The sequence below is a fragment of the Krasilnikovia sp. MM14-A1004 genome, from assembly GCF_047159485.1.
In the GTDB taxonomy this organism is placed as follows: Bacteria; Actinomycetota; Actinomycetes; order Mycobacteriales; family Micromonosporaceae; genus Actinoplanes.
The window spans coordinates 4,966,622-4,983,314 of sequence record NZ_AP038773.1; the positions used below are offsets into that span (position 1 = coordinate 4,966,622).

General features: G+C 72.6%; 12 protein-coding genes. 2 read left to right on the top strand and 10 right to left on the bottom strand.

The annotated features are described in order from the left end of the window. Window positions 1–15 precede the first annotated feature (15 nt). A complete protein-coding gene (locus tag ACMCNN_RS21160) occupies window positions 16–363 on the top strand; it encodes a type II toxin-antitoxin system HicB family antitoxin (protein ID WP_412742248.1) in 348 nt (115 codons plus the stop codon). A 114-nt stretch (window positions 364–477) separates the two neighbouring features. Here the strand turns inward: ACMCNN_RS21160 and ACMCNN_RS21165 are convergent, their stop codons facing one another. The 6 genes from ACMCNN_RS21165 to ACMCNN_RS21190 form a co-directional block, all read right to left on the bottom strand. Then, window positions 478–864, bottom strand: coding sequence for a DUF3040 domain-containing protein (locus ACMCNN_RS21165; protein ID WP_412742249.1), 387 nt, complete (start codon window positions 862–864; stop codon window positions 478–480). 135 nt (window positions 865–999) lie between these two features. After that, on the bottom strand, window positions 1,000–2,298 hold the full coding sequence (locus tag ACMCNN_RS21170; protein WP_412742250.1) for a DNA polymerase IV: 1,299 nt from the start codon (window positions 2,296–2,298) through the stop codon (window positions 1,000–1,002). A 37-nt stretch (window positions 2,299–2,335) separates the two neighbouring features. Beyond that, on the bottom strand, window positions 2,336–3,526 hold the full coding sequence (locus ACMCNN_RS21175; protein WP_412742251.1) for an alkaline phosphatase family protein: 1,191 nt from the start codon (window positions 3,524–3,526) through the stop codon (window positions 2,336–2,338). Further along, window positions 3,523–4,269, bottom strand: a complete 747-nt coding sequence (locus tag ACMCNN_RS21180; protein ID WP_412742252.1) for a methyltransferase domain-containing protein — start codon at window positions 4,267–4,269, stop codon at window positions 3,523–3,525. The genes ACMCNN_RS21175 and ACMCNN_RS21180 overlap by 4 nt, the downstream gene beginning before the upstream one ends. A 67-nt stretch (window positions 4,270–4,336) precedes the next feature. Continuing rightward, window positions 4,337–4,870 (bottom strand): hypothetical protein, encoded by a 534-nt coding sequence (locus tag ACMCNN_RS21185; RefSeq protein WP_412742253.1) that lies wholly within the window; start codon window positions 4,868–4,870, stop codon window positions 4,337–4,339. Next, the gene (locus tag ACMCNN_RS21190; protein ID WP_412742254.1) at window positions 4,870–8,544 is read right to left on the bottom strand and encodes an ALF repeat-containing protein; all 3,675 of its coding nucleotides are present in this window, start codon (window positions 8,542–8,544) and stop codon (window positions 4,870–4,872) included. The genes ACMCNN_RS21185 and ACMCNN_RS21190 overlap by 1 nt, the downstream gene beginning before the upstream one ends. 274 nt (window positions 8,545–8,818) lie before the next feature. Here ACMCNN_RS21190 and ACMCNN_RS21195 point away from each other — a divergent pair, with 274 nt between their 5' ends. Further along, window positions 8,819–9,223: a hypothetical protein gene (locus ACMCNN_RS21195; RefSeq protein WP_412742255.1), complete on the top strand. Its 405-nt coding sequence runs from the start codon at window positions 8,819–8,821 to the stop codon at window positions 9,221–9,223. A gap of 24 nt (window positions 9,224–9,247) precedes the next feature. Here ACMCNN_RS21195 and ACMCNN_RS21200 read toward each other — a convergent pair whose 3' ends face one another. From ACMCNN_RS21200 to ACMCNN_RS21215, 4 genes are all read right to left on the bottom strand, one after another. Continuing rightward, window positions 9,248–12,637, bottom strand: a complete 3,390-nt coding sequence (locus tag ACMCNN_RS21200) for an error-prone DNA polymerase (protein ID WP_412742256.1) — start codon at window positions 12,635–12,637, stop codon at window positions 9,248–9,250. 177 nt (window positions 12,638–12,814) lie between these two features. Then, entirely contained in the window at window positions 12,815–14,833 is a 2,019-nt protein-coding gene (locus ACMCNN_RS21205; protein WP_412742257.1) for a DNA polymerase Y family protein, read from the bottom strand. Between the two features lie 112 nt (window positions 14,834–14,945). Further along, a complete protein-coding gene (locus tag ACMCNN_RS21210) occupies window positions 14,946–15,680 on the bottom strand; it encodes a hypothetical protein (protein WP_412742258.1) in 735 nt (244 codons plus the stop codon). 123 nt (window positions 15,681–15,803) lie between these two features. After that, the gene (locus tag ACMCNN_RS21215) at window positions 15,804–16,298 is read right to left on the bottom strand and encodes an SAV_6107 family HEPN domain-containing protein (protein WP_412742259.1); all 495 of its coding nucleotides are present in this window, start codon (window positions 16,296–16,298) and stop codon (window positions 15,804–15,806) included. Window positions 16,299–16,693 lie beyond the last annotated feature (395 nt).

Genomic DNA, 16,693 nt, shown 5'->3' on the forward strand with positions numbered 1-16,693 from the left:
GAAGGAGGAGACCCCGTGACGGAGACCGCCGACGCCCCCCACGTGTCGCACTACACCTACCGCGTACGGTGGTCGGCCGAGGACGACGAGTTCGTCGCCACCTGCGCTGAGTTCCCGTCGCTGTCCTGGCTGGCGACCTCGCAGTTCGAGGCCCTGACCGGTCTGGAGGCCGTACTCCGCGACGTGATCACGGACATGCTTCAGAACGACGAACCGGTTCCGCAGCCGTTCGGGGAACGTAGCTATTCCGGCAAGTTCAACGTCCGCGTCGGAGAGGGCCTGCACCGGGAACTCGCCATCCACGCAGCAGAGGATGGCATCAGCCTCAACCAGTACGTCCTGCGCAAGCTTGCCGACATCTGAGACGGTCAACGGGGCCAACACCGGGTGGAGCCGCCCGGATCGGCACCTACACGCACGAAAGGCGAATGGCGGCCGCAGCGGCCGCCATTCGTCGCCTGGTGCCTGGTCAGCGCGTCAGCGGTGACCCTCCGGCCGCTGGCGCCACCTGTCCTCGAGGCGGTCCAGCAGGCCGGCCTTGCGGGCCTGCCTGGTGCGGCGGCTGGCGGTGCCGCCGACGGCGTGCAGGTCGGGGGCCTGCGCGCGGCGTCGTGACTGCATCGCGAAGGCGGCCGCGCCGAGCATGACGACGAATCCGGCGACGCCGAGCGGGATGTTCTTGCTCGCCGCGCCGTAGACAAGCAGCGCCAGGCCGGCAATCAACACGAACGCCGCGACCAGGATCCGGCGCCGTGCGTGGAAACGCGGGTCACTGGCCCGCACAGCCGAGGCGAATTTGGGGTCCTCGGCAAGCGACCGCTCGATCTGATCGAACAGCCGCTGCTCGTGCTCCGAGAGCGGCACGGCATTCCTCCCCGGGCGCATGTCCGGCCCCCAGGCTGGGGTCGGGTACTGCAGTATGACCGGCAGGCGAGGTGCGCCGGACAACTGAGTGTGACCGATGACTCAAGACAGCCGTTCGGCTGCCTTCCTTCGAGTCTACGAGGGGGTTGGCGGGTCGGAAAGCGGGACGACCGTCGAGTAGGGGTGATTTTCGGTCCGCCGAAGATCGGTTCGTCCCAAAAGACTGGCTGGACCGACGATTCCGGCCCCGAAGCGGGCCGCCGCGGCGTCGGCGGCGGCCTCGGCCTCGCGCCAGCCGTGCTCCGGCTCACCCAGTGTGAGCTGCCGTGACGCGGTGGCGGCGGAGGCCAGACCGGTCATCCGGACCCCGATCAGCCGGATCTGCTCGGTGGCACCGTACGCATCGAACAGTGCCCATGCGGTCGCAAAAATCTCCCGCGCAACATCCGTGGCGGATGGCATCGTGCGCGAGCGGCTCACCGTCCGGAAGTCGGCCAGCCGCACCTTGATCGAGACGGTGTGCCCGACCAGCCCGGCCGCCCGCATCCGGATCCCCACCTTGTCGGACAGCGCCAGCAGGCTGCGCCGGATGACCTCCGGGTCGGACACGTCCGTGTCGTAGGTCAGCTCGGCGCCCACGGACTTCTCCACATGCTCGGGCTCGACCCGGCGCGGATCGCGACCCCAGGACAGCTCGTGCAGATGCGCCGAGGCGGCCTCCCCCACGGCCCGGCGCAGCATGCCGACCGGGGCCCGGGCGAGGTCGCCGACCGTGGTCAGGCCCAGCCGGCGCAGCGTCTCGGCCGCGCGCTCGCCGACACCCCACAGCGCGTCGACCGGCAGCGGATGCAGGAAATCCAGCACCAGGGCCCGCGGGACGACGATCATCCCGTCCGGCTTCGCGCGGGTGGAACCCAGCTTCGCGATGAACTTGCTCGGGGCGACCCCGACCGAGCAGGTGAGCCGCTGCTCCTCGAACACCCGCTCGCGGATCAGGCGGGCGATCGCGGCGGGGCGGCCCAGCAACCGCCGCGCACCGGCCACGTCGAGGAACGCCTCGTCCAACGAGAGCGGCTCGACCAGGGGCGTGACGTCGCGGAAGACGGTCATCACCGCCTCGGACGCCGCCGAATATGCCGCGAAGTCCGGCGGCAGGAACACCGCCTGCGGGCAGAGCGCGCGAGCCCGCGCGGCGGGCATGGCGCTGCGCACCCCGAACCGGCGGGCCTCGTAGCTGGCCGAGCTGACCACCCCGCGCGGGCCGACGCCGCCGACCACCACGGGCCGGCCGCGCAGCTCGGGGCGGCGGCGAACCTCGACCGCGGCGAAGAACGCATCCATGTCGACATGCAGCACGGTGCAGCCCGCATCGTCGGCTGCCGGGCCGAAGCGCGGGTCCCGTCCGCCGCTGCGCACCGCCTGGCTGCGTCCCACGCCCGCGAACCTAACCGCCGGGTACGACAGAATCCGATCAGCGGGCGATCAGCAGCGGCACGGTCATCTCGGCGGCGGTCACCGAGCCGTGGTACGCGACGAGCCGACCCAGGATCGGCGGCTCCCACCCGGACGCCACCACGATCGTCCGGTCCAGGCAGATCACCACGACGTCGCCGATGCGCCCCGCGTGCCCGGGCGGCACCGGACCGAACCAGCCCTGAGCGATCGCCTCGTCGCGGGTCAGGACCCACGCCCGCTCGCCCAGCCGTTCGCGCCAGGCGGCGGCCACGTCGTCGCGGGCACCGTCCGCGGTGTGCAGGTACCGCACCCGGGGCTCCCCCGCCACGGCGGTCACGCCCGCGGACAGCGCCGGATCGTCCGCCATGTCCACGCGGGCGTCCACCGGCACGTTGAGCTGGCCGTGGTCGGCCGTGACCAGCAGGGCGGCCCCCGGCGGCAGGCCCGTGACCAGCCGGTCCAGCAGCTCGTCGACACCGCGCGCCGCGGTCCGCCAGGCGGCCGAGTCCACGCCGTCCTCGTGGCCGGTGCGGTCCAGGTCGGGGTGGTAGCCGTAGACCAGCGCGGGGCCGTCCCCCGCGCGCAGCGCGGCCAGCATCCGGTCGGCCAGCGCACCGTGGTCGGCGGCACCGGCGAACACCCCGCCCCGGTTCGCGGACACGGACAGACCGCTGCCCTCGTACTCGGGACGGGTCACGGCGGTGACCGCCACCCCGGCCGCGGCGGCCGCCTCCAGCCGGGTCGGCACGGGCTGCCAGACGCGCGGGTCGGGGTCGTCGTCCCAGTGGATGTGGTTGAGGATGCCGCCGTCGGGCTTGCGTACGGTGAATCCCAGGATCCCGTGCGCCCCCGGCGGCGCCCCCGCACCCAGGCTGACCAGACTGACCGGGGTGGTGGACGGGAATCCGCAGGTCAGGGTCCGCACGCGGCCGGGACCACCGGCGACCAGCCCGGCCAGGACGGGAGCGTGCGGCGAGATCACCGGCAACTGGTACGTGCCGAGGCCGTCCACGAGCAGCACCGCGACGCGCTCCACGCCGGAAAGGTGCTCGCCGATGCCGAGGACGTCCGCCGCGCCCGGCACGCCGAGCACCGCGCAGACGCCGGGCAGCAGGTCGGCCAGGCTGCCCGTGCCGTACGCGGGACGGATCGGGGCGAACGCGTCGTCGGGCAGATGGTCCGCGGGGACGACGATCGGTGCCGTCACGGGCGCCGCGCGAACACGTGCAGCTGGGCGGCGATGTCGCGGAACGGCGGCTGGGTGGCCAGGGACAACTCCAGATCCAGCAACAACTGCGGATCCGACTCGACGACCGCGGCGGGCAGCAGGTCGGCCAGCACCCGTACCCCGTGAATCTCCTCGATCGTGAGGCCCGCGGCCGTGAGCAGCGCCGCCGCGCTGTCAGCGTCGTAGCGGCGCCGCAGCGTGTCGCGCGGCCCGGCGCGGCCCTCCGGGTCGTCGACCAGCGCGGCCGCCGCCGACAGGTGCCCGTTGACGGCCCGGCCGAGCACCGCCGCGGCGCGACCGGCGACCAGCAGGCTGAGCGCGCCGCCGGGCCGCAGCGCGGCCGTGATCGCCGCGACCACCTCGGCGGGCTCGTCGACCACCTCCAGGACGGCGTGGCAGAGGATCAGGTCGACGCTGCCCGGTGCGACCAGGCCGCCGAGCGCGTCGCCGTCGCCCTGCACTGCCCGGACCCGGTCGGCCACGCCTGCGTCGGCGGCGCGCCGGTCCAGGGCGGCGAGTGCGTCCGGGCTGGCGTCGACGACCGTGACCCGGTGCCCGGCCTCGGCCAGCGGCACCGCGAAGCCGCCGGTGCCGCCGCCGACGTCGAGCACGGTCAGCTCGCGGCCGCCCTGGCGCTCCTGTTCGCGCCGCAGCACCTGCCAGACCGCCGCGGTGCGGGCGGTGACGATGGGCCGGGCCGGGCGCGTCGATGTGCTGTCCACCCCGGCAGCGTATCGGCCGCGCGCAGGGCGCGCCTCCGGCCGCTGCCGGGGTGTCGGCGTGGCGTGTTCAGCGGTACCGCGTCCGCTGGTCCGCCGGAATGTCGATCCGCGCATCGATGCCGACCGACCAGACGTCCCCGACCCGCAAAGCCGGGAAGTCGTCCACCTGGTATTCCGAGATCAAGGAGAACCTGACCTTGCTCTCGGGGATCCAGTACTCCTCCAGGGTGGCCGGGTGCGTCCGGGTGATGTGATGGATCTCGAGCCCCGCACCGGACACCGGGTCCACGAGCTCCTCGAACGGGATCCGGCCCGGAAACGCGCCGAACCGCGCCACGATGGGCTGCGGCACCCAGTCGTCGAAGCGGTACAACTGGCCGGGGCGCAGATTGACCAGATTGCAGGTCCACCCGCCGGAGCTGTCGTCGAAATGCGCGTCGACCAGGCCGAACTGCCGGACCAGATGATGGGCGGATCCGCTCTCGTCGGTGAAGTCCGCACCCAGCGCTGTGGACCAGTCGTCGGGGACGGAACCCACCCCGACGTCGAGCACCCGCCCGGTGGCGGCGAAGCCGGCGAAGAAGTCGATGTACGACGGCATCAGTCCACGCCCAACTTCCGCAGCCGGTAGCACACCTGCTTCATCCGGACGATCATGTTCGGGTCGTTGACCTTCATCTTACCGGCCTTGATCTGGTCGAGGGCACCCTCGGTGTTTCTCAGCAACTTGGTCCGCCCGGCCTGCGAGTTCATCAGGAAGTCGACCGCCGTCTGGATGTGCTTGTCGCTGGGCATCAGCTTGTTCGCGCTCTTCCACGGGAAGCCGATCAGGTTGCCGTTCTTGTCGACGCCGATGGTGACCTCGGAGCCGTTATCCATGTTGAGGTGCGGGCCCTTGTTGCCGTAGTCGGTGTCGACCTGACCGACGTGGTCCACCTTGCACTTCTTGCCGGCGGCCGCGAAGACGAAGACCGGCGCCGCCCGGCGGGTCAACACCGCGGTACGGGTCTGGAACTGTTGCGTGGATCGCAGCGCCGCGGGAAGTTCGATCTCGCAGAACTCGACCTTCGGCCGGCGCGCTGCCCGCGCATCCTCGATGATCTTCGCGGTGCGCTGCAGGACCTTCTTGGCCTTCGACGCCTCCTCGAAGAACTTGCTGATTCCGTTGACCACCTTGAGGATCGCCTTGCTCACCGCGGGCAATTTGCCGACCGCGACGAAGAACGAACCGACGTCCACCAGTGCCCACAGGCAACTCCCGACATCACCGTCCTTCACACAGTTGACGATGTTGTCGATGCCGAGCAGAGACATCAGGATCTCGGCTCCGTTGTCGATCAGCCATTGCCCGATGCTCTTGTTCGAGTCGGCCAGGGCCTTGCGGTACTCGTCCAACGCGGCCTGGCCGCCCTGGTCGAGGATCGCCTGTTCATCGACGGTGAGCTGGCCGTTCGCCTTGTTCGTGAGGTCGTCCTGCCGGGTGGCGGAGTCCTCCAGCCGCTGCTTGTCCACCGCGATCTGCTTGGCTTCCGCCGCCGCGGCCGCGGCCTCGTCCCGCGACTTGCCGGCGGCCGTCGCGTCCGCGCGTGCCTGCGCCGCCGAGGCCGCTGCCTGGTCGGCGAACGTCCTTGCCTGCGAGGCACTGGCGGCCGCCCGGGTGGCGGACCTGGCGGCCGAGGCCGCGGCGGCCTTCGCCGAGCTCTCGGCGTCACGGGCCTTCTTCGCCCAGGACGCCGCCTCGTCGGCGGACTTCTGCGCCTGATCCGCCGATGCCTTGGCCTGGTCCGCGTAGGTCTTGGCCTGCTTGGCCGAGGCCACGGCCTTGTTCGCCCAGTCCGTTGCCTCCTTGGCCGCGCCCGCCGCCCGGTACGCCGCCGCCTGCGCCTCCTGCGCATTCTGCCGCGCGAGCGACGCGGTCTGCGCGGCGTCGGCCAGGTAGGACTCGATCTGCGCCACGTGCCGGGCGGTATCCGCGTCGCGTTCCCGGGCCTTGAACAGTTCGGTTTCCAGGAATTCGCGCTGGAACGCCGGCGGCCCGTTCAATGCGGCCTGTGCGGCTGCCTTCACCTCCGGACCACCCGTGTTCATGGCCTGGGTGACAGCGACGCGGTCGTCGTCCTCGGCGGCCCGGTACTGCCCGACCGCCAGGAACTGGGCACGGTCCTCCGGCGTGCCCTTCAGCGCCGTCTGGGCGGCCGCCTTGACCCCCGGGCCACCGTTCTCCATGACCTGAGTGACGGCGATCTGGTCGTCGTCGTCCTTGCCCATGTACCAGCGGTCGGCCAGGAACTGCTTGACCGCCGGGTACGGCAGACCGAGCACGTCCACCCCGGCCAGTCGCTCGCCGCCCACCGCGGTCGTGTCGATGATGTGCCCGACGCTGGCCCGGTCGTCCTGCTCGACCGCGACCGCGATCCCGGTACGCACGAACGCGACGACGTCCTCATCCGTACCGGTCAGGGCGTCCTCGGCCGCAGACCGCAGCCAGCTGCCGCCGGTGTGCACCAGCCGCGCAGCCACCTTCCGGCCGTTGCCCACCACCGTTTCGACCGGAGCTGCGGGAGCCTGTGCCGCGGTCAGCAGCGACTGCGCTTCGGTGTCGAGCTGGGCCGCCTGTCCCGCCTCCCAGGCCGAATCGGCCTGCCGGCTCTCCTGGGCGAGCTGCGCGTCCTGCGCCTCCGCGATCATCCGGGCCTTGGACTCCGCCAGCCGCTCCGCTTCGGCTTCGCGGGCAACCGCGGCGATGTTCTGCGCCATGCCGGATGCCTTTTCGGCATTGTCGGCCGCCAGCTTGGCGGCGTCCGCCGCCTTCTGGGCACGCCCCGCGGCCCCCTGTGACTCGCCGGCGTGCTTCACCGCATCGTCAGCTGCCGCGGCGGCGTTGTCGGCGTGTTGGGCAGCCTCGTTGGCCGCATCGCGGGCCTGACGGGCTGCTGCCGCAGCCTTGGCCGCGATGGCCTGTGCGCGGTTCGCTGCCCGAGTCGCCTCGGCCGCCTTGCGGCGTGCGTCGGCACTCGCCTGACGAGCCCGCGCCGCGCTCGCGCCGGCCTTCTGCGCCCAGTCCCCTGCCTCGCCGGCCGCACCGGCGGCCGCGTCGGCGTGACCGCCTGCGGAGCTCGCCGCCGCGGCGGCCTGCCCCGCTGCCTCGGCAGCCTTCGCCGCCTGGTCCGCCGCCTCCGCGGCGAGCCGCGCCCCGCGTGCGACGTCCCGGGCCGCCTTGGCAGCCGCGCTGGCCTCCGCCGCCTTGGTCTTGTCGGTGGCGGCGGCCGCGGCGGCGTTGCTGGCACGCGTTGCCGCCTGCCCTGCCCGGGTTGCCGCGTGCGCGGCCTGACTCGCGGCGTTGGACGCGACCCGCGCCGCCTCGTTCGCCGCCGCGGCGGCACGGATCGCGGTCTGCGCGGCGGCGGCGGCACGCCGGCTCGCATCCGCCGCTCGGCTCGCGGCGGCGGCGGCACGGACCGCGGAGTCCTTGGCCGCCTCCGTCTCGGCGGCGGCCTTCTGCGCCGCCTCCTTGGCCTTCTGTGCCGCTACGACGGCCTGGTCGGCGGCGTCCTTGGCGATCTGGGTCTGCTTCTCGGCCTCCGCTCCGGCCGCGTGCGCCAGATCGACCAGCTGCGAGATCGACTGCGCCTCCTGGTCACGGGCCGCCGCGGTCTCGTAGCCGTAGAGCAGGAAATACTGGACGTCCTCGTCGGTTCCGGCCAGGGCTCGCTGCGCCGCCTTGCGGACCTCGGGTCCGCCCACCGTCATGATCTGGGTGACGCGGATCTGATCGTCGTCCGACTTGGCATCGAACTGCCCTGCCAGCAGGAACGCCCGCATGTCGTCGGGCGTGCCCTGGAGTGCCTTCTGGCCGGCCGACTTGACGCCGGGCCCACCCGTGGACATGACCTGGGCGATGCGGACCTGCAGGTCGTCCTCGGCCGGCTTGCGCCAGCCGGTCTCCACGAAGGACCTCAGTTCCGCGGTCGTCCCGCCGAGTGCCTGCTGCGCGGCCGCCTTGACACCCGGTCCGCCCGCCGCCATCAGTTGCGTCGCCCGGACCTGCAGGTCGTCCGTCTCCGCCTGCGGGTATCCCGTGGTCAGGAACTCGTGGACGTCCTGGTCGGTGCCGGTCAGAGCCGCCTCGGCAGCCTGGGCGACGCCCCGGCCGCCGGTCTTCATCAACTGCAGTACCTGGGCCCGGTCGGTGCCCGCCGGTTCAGCCTCGGCCCCGAGGGCCTCCATCGGTACGCCGGTGAACAGGAGCGATGTCGCGACGGTCAACGTCAGCAACGATCGCAGCCTGGACTTCAAGTGACGCAAGTAAATCCCCCGCTTCATGATGTCCCTCCCTGGCGGGCGTGACTATAGTCAAGATCATGGTTCTCTGCGGGTGGCGGTAGTCACTGAGGACCCGCGCGCGAACACCGCCGGGCAGCCGGTAACCTCAGCCCCCGACCGAGTCGATCAATGGTTCAACACATGGGGGTACGACATGCGGCTCTGGGGATATGTGGGCGTTGCAGCGGTGACAGCGGGCACGTTGTTCGGTGGTGCGGTCGCAGCCATGGCGGATGACGCGGATCCCAACCCGGGCGCCGACGCATCGTCCCTGGTGGAGACTTTCGACTACCCCAATGCCGACAAGATCTTCGCGGACCGGAACATCCGGCTCAAGAAGGGTGACGGGCATCTGCTGCTCACCGACTGCAGCGCCGGGGGCGACTTCATCCAGGTGCGCAGCCGCAACCGCGACCCGTTCTGCTTCCGGCTCCTCGCCCCGAACGGATGGGTGACCATGGAGCTGAGTGACGCGTTCCTGGTGTTCAGCGACAGCAAGCACACCACTGTGGCCGACTACACGGTCAACGGCGTCGCGGACAGCGCCACCGTCGAGCCGGGCGAGGCGACGGGAATCGGTGAGGGTGGTGGTAGCCGACCCGCCGTGCTGCTCAAGCTCACCGCCAGCTGAGGTGGGTGACCCGCGCCGCGCGGGTCAGCGGAAGTCGCGGGAGGCCGGGGTGACCGGCGGGGTGAGCACGTCGAGGCGGTCGGCCACCAGGTTGAGCACCCCTTCGCTCTTCTCCAGCCGCCCGCGCACCAGCAGCGCGGCGCTGGTGCGGGCCACCCGCCGGTAGCGCTGCCACAGGCCGGGCGAGCAGGTGACGTTGAGCATGCCCGTCTCGTCCTCCAGGTTGACGAAGGTGACGCCGCCCGCGGTCGCGGGCCGCTGCCGGTGCGTGACGATCCCGCCGACCCGGATCCGGGTGCCCGCCTCGACGCGGCTCAGCCGGGTGATCGGCAGCGCACCCGCGGCGTCCAGCTGGGCGCGCAGGAACTGCGCCGGGTGGGTCTCGGGGGACAGCCCGGTCGCCCACACGTCCGCGACCAGGCGGTCCACCTCGGACATGCCGGGCAGCATCGGGGCGTCCGTGCCGGTGACGGTCCCCGGCAGCCGGTCCGGCTTGTCCTGGGCGGCCGCGCCGGCCGCCCACAGCGCTTCGCGCCGGGACAGGCCGAAACCCGCGAAAGCGTCCGCGGTGGCGAGCGCCTCCAGGTGGGCGGCCGAGCATCCGGTCCGCCGGGCGAGATCCGCCATGTTCCGGTACGGGCCGTTCGCCCGTTCCCGCTCGATCGTCTCGGCCAGCTCGTCGCCGATGGTACGGACACTGGACAGCCCCATGCGGACGGCCGGGCCGTCCAGTCCCCACGCGTGCGGGGGCTCGCCCGGCGCCGAACCCCACCGGGTCTGCGCTGTCGACTCCAGCGTCGCGGCCGCGTTGCTGAGGTTGATGTCGGGGCGGCGCACCTCGACGCCGTGGCGGCGGGCGTCGTCCACCAGCGACTGCGGCGAGTAGAAGCCCATCGGCTGCGCGTTGAGCAGCGCCGCGCAGAACGGGGCGGGGTGGTAGCGCTTGAGCCAGGCGCTGGCGTACACGAGGTAGGCGAAGCTCATCGCGTGGCTCTCCGGGAAGCCGTAGCTGGCGAACGCGGACAGCTTGACGAACAGGTCGTCGGCCAGGTCGCCGGTGATGCCGCGCGCGGCCATCCCCGCGTACAGTCGCTCCTTGATCTGATCCATCTTCTCCGCCGAACGTTTCGAGCCCATCGCGCGGCGCAACTGGTCCGCCTCGGCCGGGTTGAACCCGGCCACGTCGATGGCCAGCTGCATGAGCTGTTCCTGGAACAGCGGCACCCCCAGCGTCTTCTCCAGCGCGTTGCGCATCAGCGGATGCGGGTAGGTGACCTCCTCTTTGCCGTTCTTGCGCCGGATGAACGGGTGCACAGAGCCGCCCTGGATCGGCCCCGGCCGGATCAGCGCCACCTCGACCACCAGGTCGTAGAACTCCCGCGGTTTCAGCCGGGGCAGCGTGGCCATCTGCGCGCGGCTCTCCACCTGGAACACCCCGACCGAGTCGGCCCGGCACAGCATGTCGTACACCTCGGGGTCGTCCAGGCGCATCGTGCTGATGTCCAGATCGGACTCGATCATGTCGTACGCGTAGTGCAGCGCCGACAGCATGCCCAGCCCCAGCAGGTCGAACTTCACCAGGTCGATGGCGGCGCAGTCGTCCTTGTCCCACTGCAGCACGGTGCGGCCGGGCATGCGGCCCCACTCCACCGGGCACACCTCGATGATCGGCCGGTCGCAGATCACCATGCCGCCGGAGTGGATGCCCAGGTGCCGGGGGAAGTTCTGCACCTCGTTGGCGAACTCGACCACCTGCTCCGGGATGTCGTCGACGTCGACCGCGGCGACGCTGCCCCACCTGTCGATCTGCTTGCTCCACGCGTCCTGCTGACCGGGCGAGAAGCCGAACGCCTTCGCCATGTCCCGCACCGCCGACCGGGGCCGGTACGTGATCACGTTGGCGACCTGGGCGGTGTGCTCCCGGCCGTGGGTCTCGTAGACGTACTGGATGACCTCCTCGCGGCGGTCCGACTCGATGTCCACGTCGATGTCCGGCGGGCCGTCCCGTTCCGGGGCCAGGAAACGCTCGAACAGCAGGTCGTACTCGACGGCGTCCACATTGGTGATGCGCAGCGCGTAGCAGACCGCCGAGTTGGCCGCCGAACCCCGGCCCTGGCAGTAGATGTTCTTCTCCCGGCAGAACCGGACGATGTCGTACACCACCAGGAAGTAGCCCGGGAACTTCAGCGTCTCGATCATCGCGAGCTCGTGCTCCAGCTGCGCGTACGCCTTCGGGTGCGCCTGCGGCGGACCGTAGCGTTCCCGTGCCCCGCGCATGGTCAGCTCGCGCAGCCAGCTCATCTCCGTGTGCCCCGGCTCCGGAATCTTGAAATCCGGCAGCTTCGGCGCCACCAGGTTCAGGTCGAACGCGAGATCCTCGCCGAACATGGCCGCGTTCGGCACCGCATCCGGGTACGCGGCGAAACGCCGGGCCATCTCCGCGCCGCTGCGCAGGTGCGCGGAGCCCGCCGCGGGCAGCCAGCCGTCGATCTCGTCGAGGCTGCGCCGCGCCCGTACCGCCGCCAGCGCGGTGGCCAGCCGCCGCCGCCCCGGCGTCGCGTAGTGCACGTTGTTCGTCGCCACCACCGGCAGGTGGCGTTGTGTTGCCAGCTCGGCCAGCGCGTCGTTGCGGTCGTCGTCGTACGGGTCGCCGTGGCTGGTCAGCTCCACCGCCACGTTGGCCGCCCCGAACAGGGCGACGAGCCGGTCCAGCTCCCGGGCCGCCGCGACCGTGCCGCCGGTGGCCAGGGCGCGCGGGACGCTGCCCTTGCGGCACCCGGTGAGCACCAGCACGTGGTCGCGTAGCACCTCGGCGACCTGCTCCAGGTCTCCGTACTTCGGTTTGCCCTTCTCCTTGCCCGCCAGCTGGGCGCGGGAGATCGTGCTGGCCAGCCGCGCGTAGCCCTCCGGGCCGTGGGCGAGTGCCAGCAGGTGGCGGCCCTCCGGGTCGGGTTCGCCGTTCTGCGGCTTGGACAGGTCCAGGGACAGCTCCGCGCCGAAGATCGTGGGCAGGCCCAGCTCCCGCGCCGCCTGGGAGAACCGCACCACGCCCTGGAACCCGTCGTGGTCGGTGACCGCCAGGCCGCGCAGCCCGAGGCGGGTCGCCTCCTCTGCCAGCTCCTCCGGGTGGCTGGCGCCGTCCAGGAAGCTGAAGTTCGTGTGGCAGTGCAGCTCCGCGTACGGGACCGGGTCGTCGCCGCGCACCAACGCCGGTGCGGCGGTGTACGGCTGGCGCTTACGGCTCCACGCGGGTGAGTCGCCGCCGTCGGCGTCCACGGCGAGCGGGTCGACCGCGTACAGGTGGCGTTGCGGCGCCTGGGCGTCCGGTCGGTCGATGCGGCGCTTGCCGACCGTCCGGCCGCTGAGCCTGCCCTCCAGCTCCGACCACGCCATCCGGGGATTGTGGAAGCTCACCGCCCACCCCCTGGACCCAAAACCGATCTTGTTGAATTGGGGTCAGCTCCTAACCAGAACTCTCCAAGGTCCAGTCGGAGGGAGCCGCTTGGCCGCGTTGCGGAAGCGGTCTGGTCCGCACCGTCGTGAAGGTGACCCGCGCCGGCCGGAACCTGATCCACCTTGGTGGTCACCGCGCTAGTCATAGATCGCCTCGATCGCCCAGTGACCGCCCGTCAGGGTGAGGAGCAGGGCCCTGCCATCCGCGAGGCCGATCTGGAACCGGGCCCGGCGACGCGCCTCGGCCGGGGCCCACCAGCGTTCGTCCACCGGCCACGGCCCGGCCCAGCCGACAATCTCGACGCCGCCGGTACCACCGTTGCCGCCTGTCCCGCTGTTGCGGCCAGTCCCGCCTCGCGTCGGGTCGGTGGTGTCGACGAGCAGGCGCGCGGGCATACCGGAGAGTTCCAGGCGGGCGCTGACCCGGACCGGCTCGCCGTCGGCGTCGAGGAGCACAGCGGGCAGCGGCTGCGGTAGCACCAGGGCGGGAGCAGGCTTGGGCAACCGACCCGGCCACGGCGGCAGCGCGGCCAGTCGCCGGGCCTCCGCGTCCGCCCGCCGCTGCGCGACGCCGCGCCGCGGAGCAACGCTCTGCTGAGGAACGGCGCCGTCCCGCGAAGCGGCGCTCTGCCGAGAAACAGCGCCGCCCAGCGCCGGACCAGCACCCTGCCGGGAAGCGGCACTGTGCTGCAAACCTGTGCCGTGCTGCAAACCTGTGCCGTGCTGCAAACCTGTGCCGTGCTGCAAACCTGTGCCGTGCTGCGGACCGGGCCCGTGCTGTGAACCGGGCTGGGGAGCAGCGCCGTGCTGGGGGGCGGCGCCGGGAGGTGGGCCAGGGCTGGTGGGGGCGGCCGTCAGCGCCGGAAACGACCCCGCGGTCTCGGCGATCGGGAACGGGTCGGCGAGTCCGGTGCCGGGGCGGGTGGGCACCCGCTCGTCGCCCCACGGGACCATGCGCACCTGGTCGTCGGCGGATCGGCCGCCGCCCAGCACCGGGGTCACCACGGCTTCGGGGCCGAGCAGACCCTGGATGCGGCTCAGCGCACGGTGCGCCCGTTCCCGGTCGGCGCCGGTGTCACCCCACAGGCCGGGCTGCAGTCCGAGGTGGACGAGCACACCGTCGGGCACCAGCCGCAGCCGGATCAGGCCGGCGGTGGGCCGGGCAGGGCCGCCGCGGCGGGCACCGGTGAGCCAGCCGTCGAGCTGCCAGCGCACCCGTTCGGCGATGGCAGCCGACGTGAGCATGCCGTCGTGCCGCCACACCCGGTGCAGTTCCTGCCCGTCGGCGGTGATCGCCTCGATGCCGAGCCGCGTGCAGGCCAACCCGTACGCGGCGAGCCGCTCGTGCAGCCGCTCGGCCAGGGCACGACCGGCGAACGCGGCCACGTCGACGCGTTCCAGCGGTTCGTCGTACTCCTGGGTGACGTCCAGGTCCGGCGGCGGCTTGCGGACCGCCAGCGGCCGATGGTCGAAGCCCGCCGCCCACCGGTGCGCGAGCGCACCGTCGAACCCGAACCGGGTCAGCACGTCCCCCGCCGGCAGGGCCGCGAAGTCACCCAGCGTCCGGACACCCAGCCGGCGCAGCAGGTCGGCCAGCTCCGGCCGTTCCAGGGCCTCGACCGGCACCCCGGCCAGGAACGTACGGGTGCCGCCCGGCGCCACGATCAGCCCGGTACGGGCGGCGAGCCCGGCCGCGAACATCCCGTCCGCGATGCCGATCTGACTCTCCACCGCGCACTCCTGGGCGACGTGTTCGACGATCCGCTCGGCGGCCGCCTGTTCACCGCCGAAGTACCGGGCGGGCCCGCGCGCGGCCAGCGCACACGCGCCCGGCCGGATCACCTCCACCCCCACCGCGACCTCCTCGACCGCGGCCACGACCGGCTCGAACGCACGCGCGTCGCGCCCCGGGTCGTGCTCGACGACGGTCAGGCGCGGACACCGGCTCTGCGCCTCGCGGCGGCGCAGGCCGCGCCGGACCCCGTCCGCGCGGGCCGACTCGGAACAGGCCAGCACCCGGTTGGCGTGCAGCACCGCCACCGGTTCGGCGGCGGGCACCCCATCCACGATCTCGGCGGCGATGACCGGCCAGTCCGGACACCACACGAGCAGCGTCCGCGGACCGGACGCACCGCTGCGCTCGCGGCCCTCGCTCATGCGGTCCCTGCCTTCGGCATGCGCTCCCGGCCCTCGCTGCGCTCGGTGCACTCGCTCATGCCGAGCCAGCCGGGCATGCGCTCGCGGCCCTCGCTGCGCTCGGTGCACTCGCTCATGCGGTCACCACCGACAGCGTGGGCCGCCCGCTGTCCTCCGGCATCGGATGCGTGACCGGGGCGGCATCGGAAGACGGCACCGGGGCGACGCCCGGCAGCCACATCGTCATGCGCTTGGGGCGGGTGGCGGCGCCGCGTCCCTGCGCCGTGATGGTGACCTCGCGGCGGCGCAACCGCCCCCGCCCGGCGCCGAGGCCCTCCCAGCGACCGTCGCGGACCTCCAGGGTGACGTCCGCGCCGTCCCAGCGCCCGTACGGCACGAGGACGCAGCCGCGCTGGCGGGCCCGGGCGGCCAGCCGGTTGGCGATGGACCCCGACACCGGGCCGGGTACGGCGACGACGACCACGTCCACGCCGTCGATGAGGGCGGCGACCACGGTGGGCCACTCGGGACCGGGGTTGGGCACGAGCGCGAGCCGGTCCAGGATGATCCCGCTCTCGGCTGCCGCGAGCGCCCCCAGCGCGGGCACTCCGACCACCGCGCACCAGGACCCGGAACGCGAGGCCGCGGACAGCAGCGCCAGCAGCAGGGACGTGCTGCCGCAACCGGTCAGGAGCCGGCCCGCGGTGACGGCGACGGTGCTGCCCCGGCGCAGTCCCCGGCTGGGGAGCAGGCCGCTCAGCTCGGGCAGCACCGGCAGCACCCGGTGCACGCCCGGCTCGTCGGTGTCGCCGGCTGCCCGCACCAGCTCAGCCAGGGCGGCCGCACCATTGATCATGCGCCCCGCCATGCTGCCCCGCTCAAACTCTCGACGACCCCGCGCGGCTCACCTCGGGAATCCGAGGTCAGCGGCGCAGGATCTGAACTGACATCTGTGACGTGTGAGCCGGGGAGGCCGGTTCGGGAAGGCCGGTCAGGCCGCCAGGGGTGGCTGGTAGCTCAGGCCCAGGGAGGACTCGACCACGGCGACGAACTGTTCGGCCGCGCGGAGCAGGTCGTCGGCCTCGCGTGCGGTGACGACGCGGGGGATGCCGGCCTCGGCGGCCGCCCGTTTCCCGGCACCGAGGGCGAAGTAGCCGGCCCACTCGCCGAAGTCGGGGGCGACGAGTACGAGCAGGGACCAGACACTGGTGGCCCGGCTGCGCCGGTTCGGCGCGGCGGGGCGGGCGCGGGCGGCCAGCACCGCGGCGGCCGCGCGCAGGGCGGCCAGGTGCGCGGCGGCGTAGCGCAGGCCGTCGGGACGGGTCTGCGCCGCCTCGGCCAGCCCCTGCCGGGCGATGGCCAGCAGCTGGGCGGGTGTGCGGTGCGGCAGCATGTGCGCCGGGACGGTGGGCGCCTCGGGCCCCGCCGTCGGCGCGTGTGCCAGGGCAGGCGTCTGGAGGACGCTCGACGCCGTGGGGCTCACCATGATCTCTCCTCGCGTATGTCGCATCCGACGTGCTGGTCGAACCGATCCGCTGCGGAGGAAGGCACAGCGGTGAAGGCCCCAAGCGGTCCCGGGGGCGCGCCGGCCGGGTATGGATGCTTCCCCACACCACACCCGGCCGGACGAGCCGGCGGGTTCGCCGCCCGCTGCCCGGGGGTCGAGGGCGGCGGACGGCGATCCTGCCTGGTGAGGACCGAACCCGCGAATGTCCGGACCTCGCGTGCGGCGCTTCGCGGGCGCCGCACTGCGGGAGCCGAGCCGCGAATCACCGCTCCCGCGTCGCTAGGACGAACGTTCGAAGCAATCGAACACCCGTTCTAACTTACGGAGAGAGTAACACCCCCCTCCGACAAAAACGCAACATCGACGGGCCCGGC

Bases quoted from the DNA above. Each gene is read 5' to 3' on its own strand.
- ACMCNN_RS21195 (WP_412742255.1), top strand. From the start codon at position 8,819: ATGGCGGATGACGCGGATCCCAACCCGGGCGCCGACGCATCGTCCCTG.
- ACMCNN_RS21215 (WP_412742259.1), bottom strand. From the start codon at position 16,298: ATGGTGAGCCCCACGGCGTCGAGCGTCCTCCAGACGCCTGCCCTGGCA.
- ACMCNN_RS21185 (WP_412742253.1), bottom strand. From the start codon at position 4,870: ATGCCGTCGTACATCGACTTCTTCGCCGGCTTCGCCGCCACCGGGCGG.
- ACMCNN_RS21205 (WP_412742257.1), bottom strand. From the start codon at position 14,833: ATGAGCGAGGGCCGCGAGCGCAGCGGTGCGTCCGGTCCGCGGACGCTG.
- ACMCNN_RS21210 (WP_412742258.1), bottom strand. From the start codon at position 15,680: ATGGCGGGGCGCATGATCAATGGTGCGGCCGCCCTGGCTGAGCTGGTG.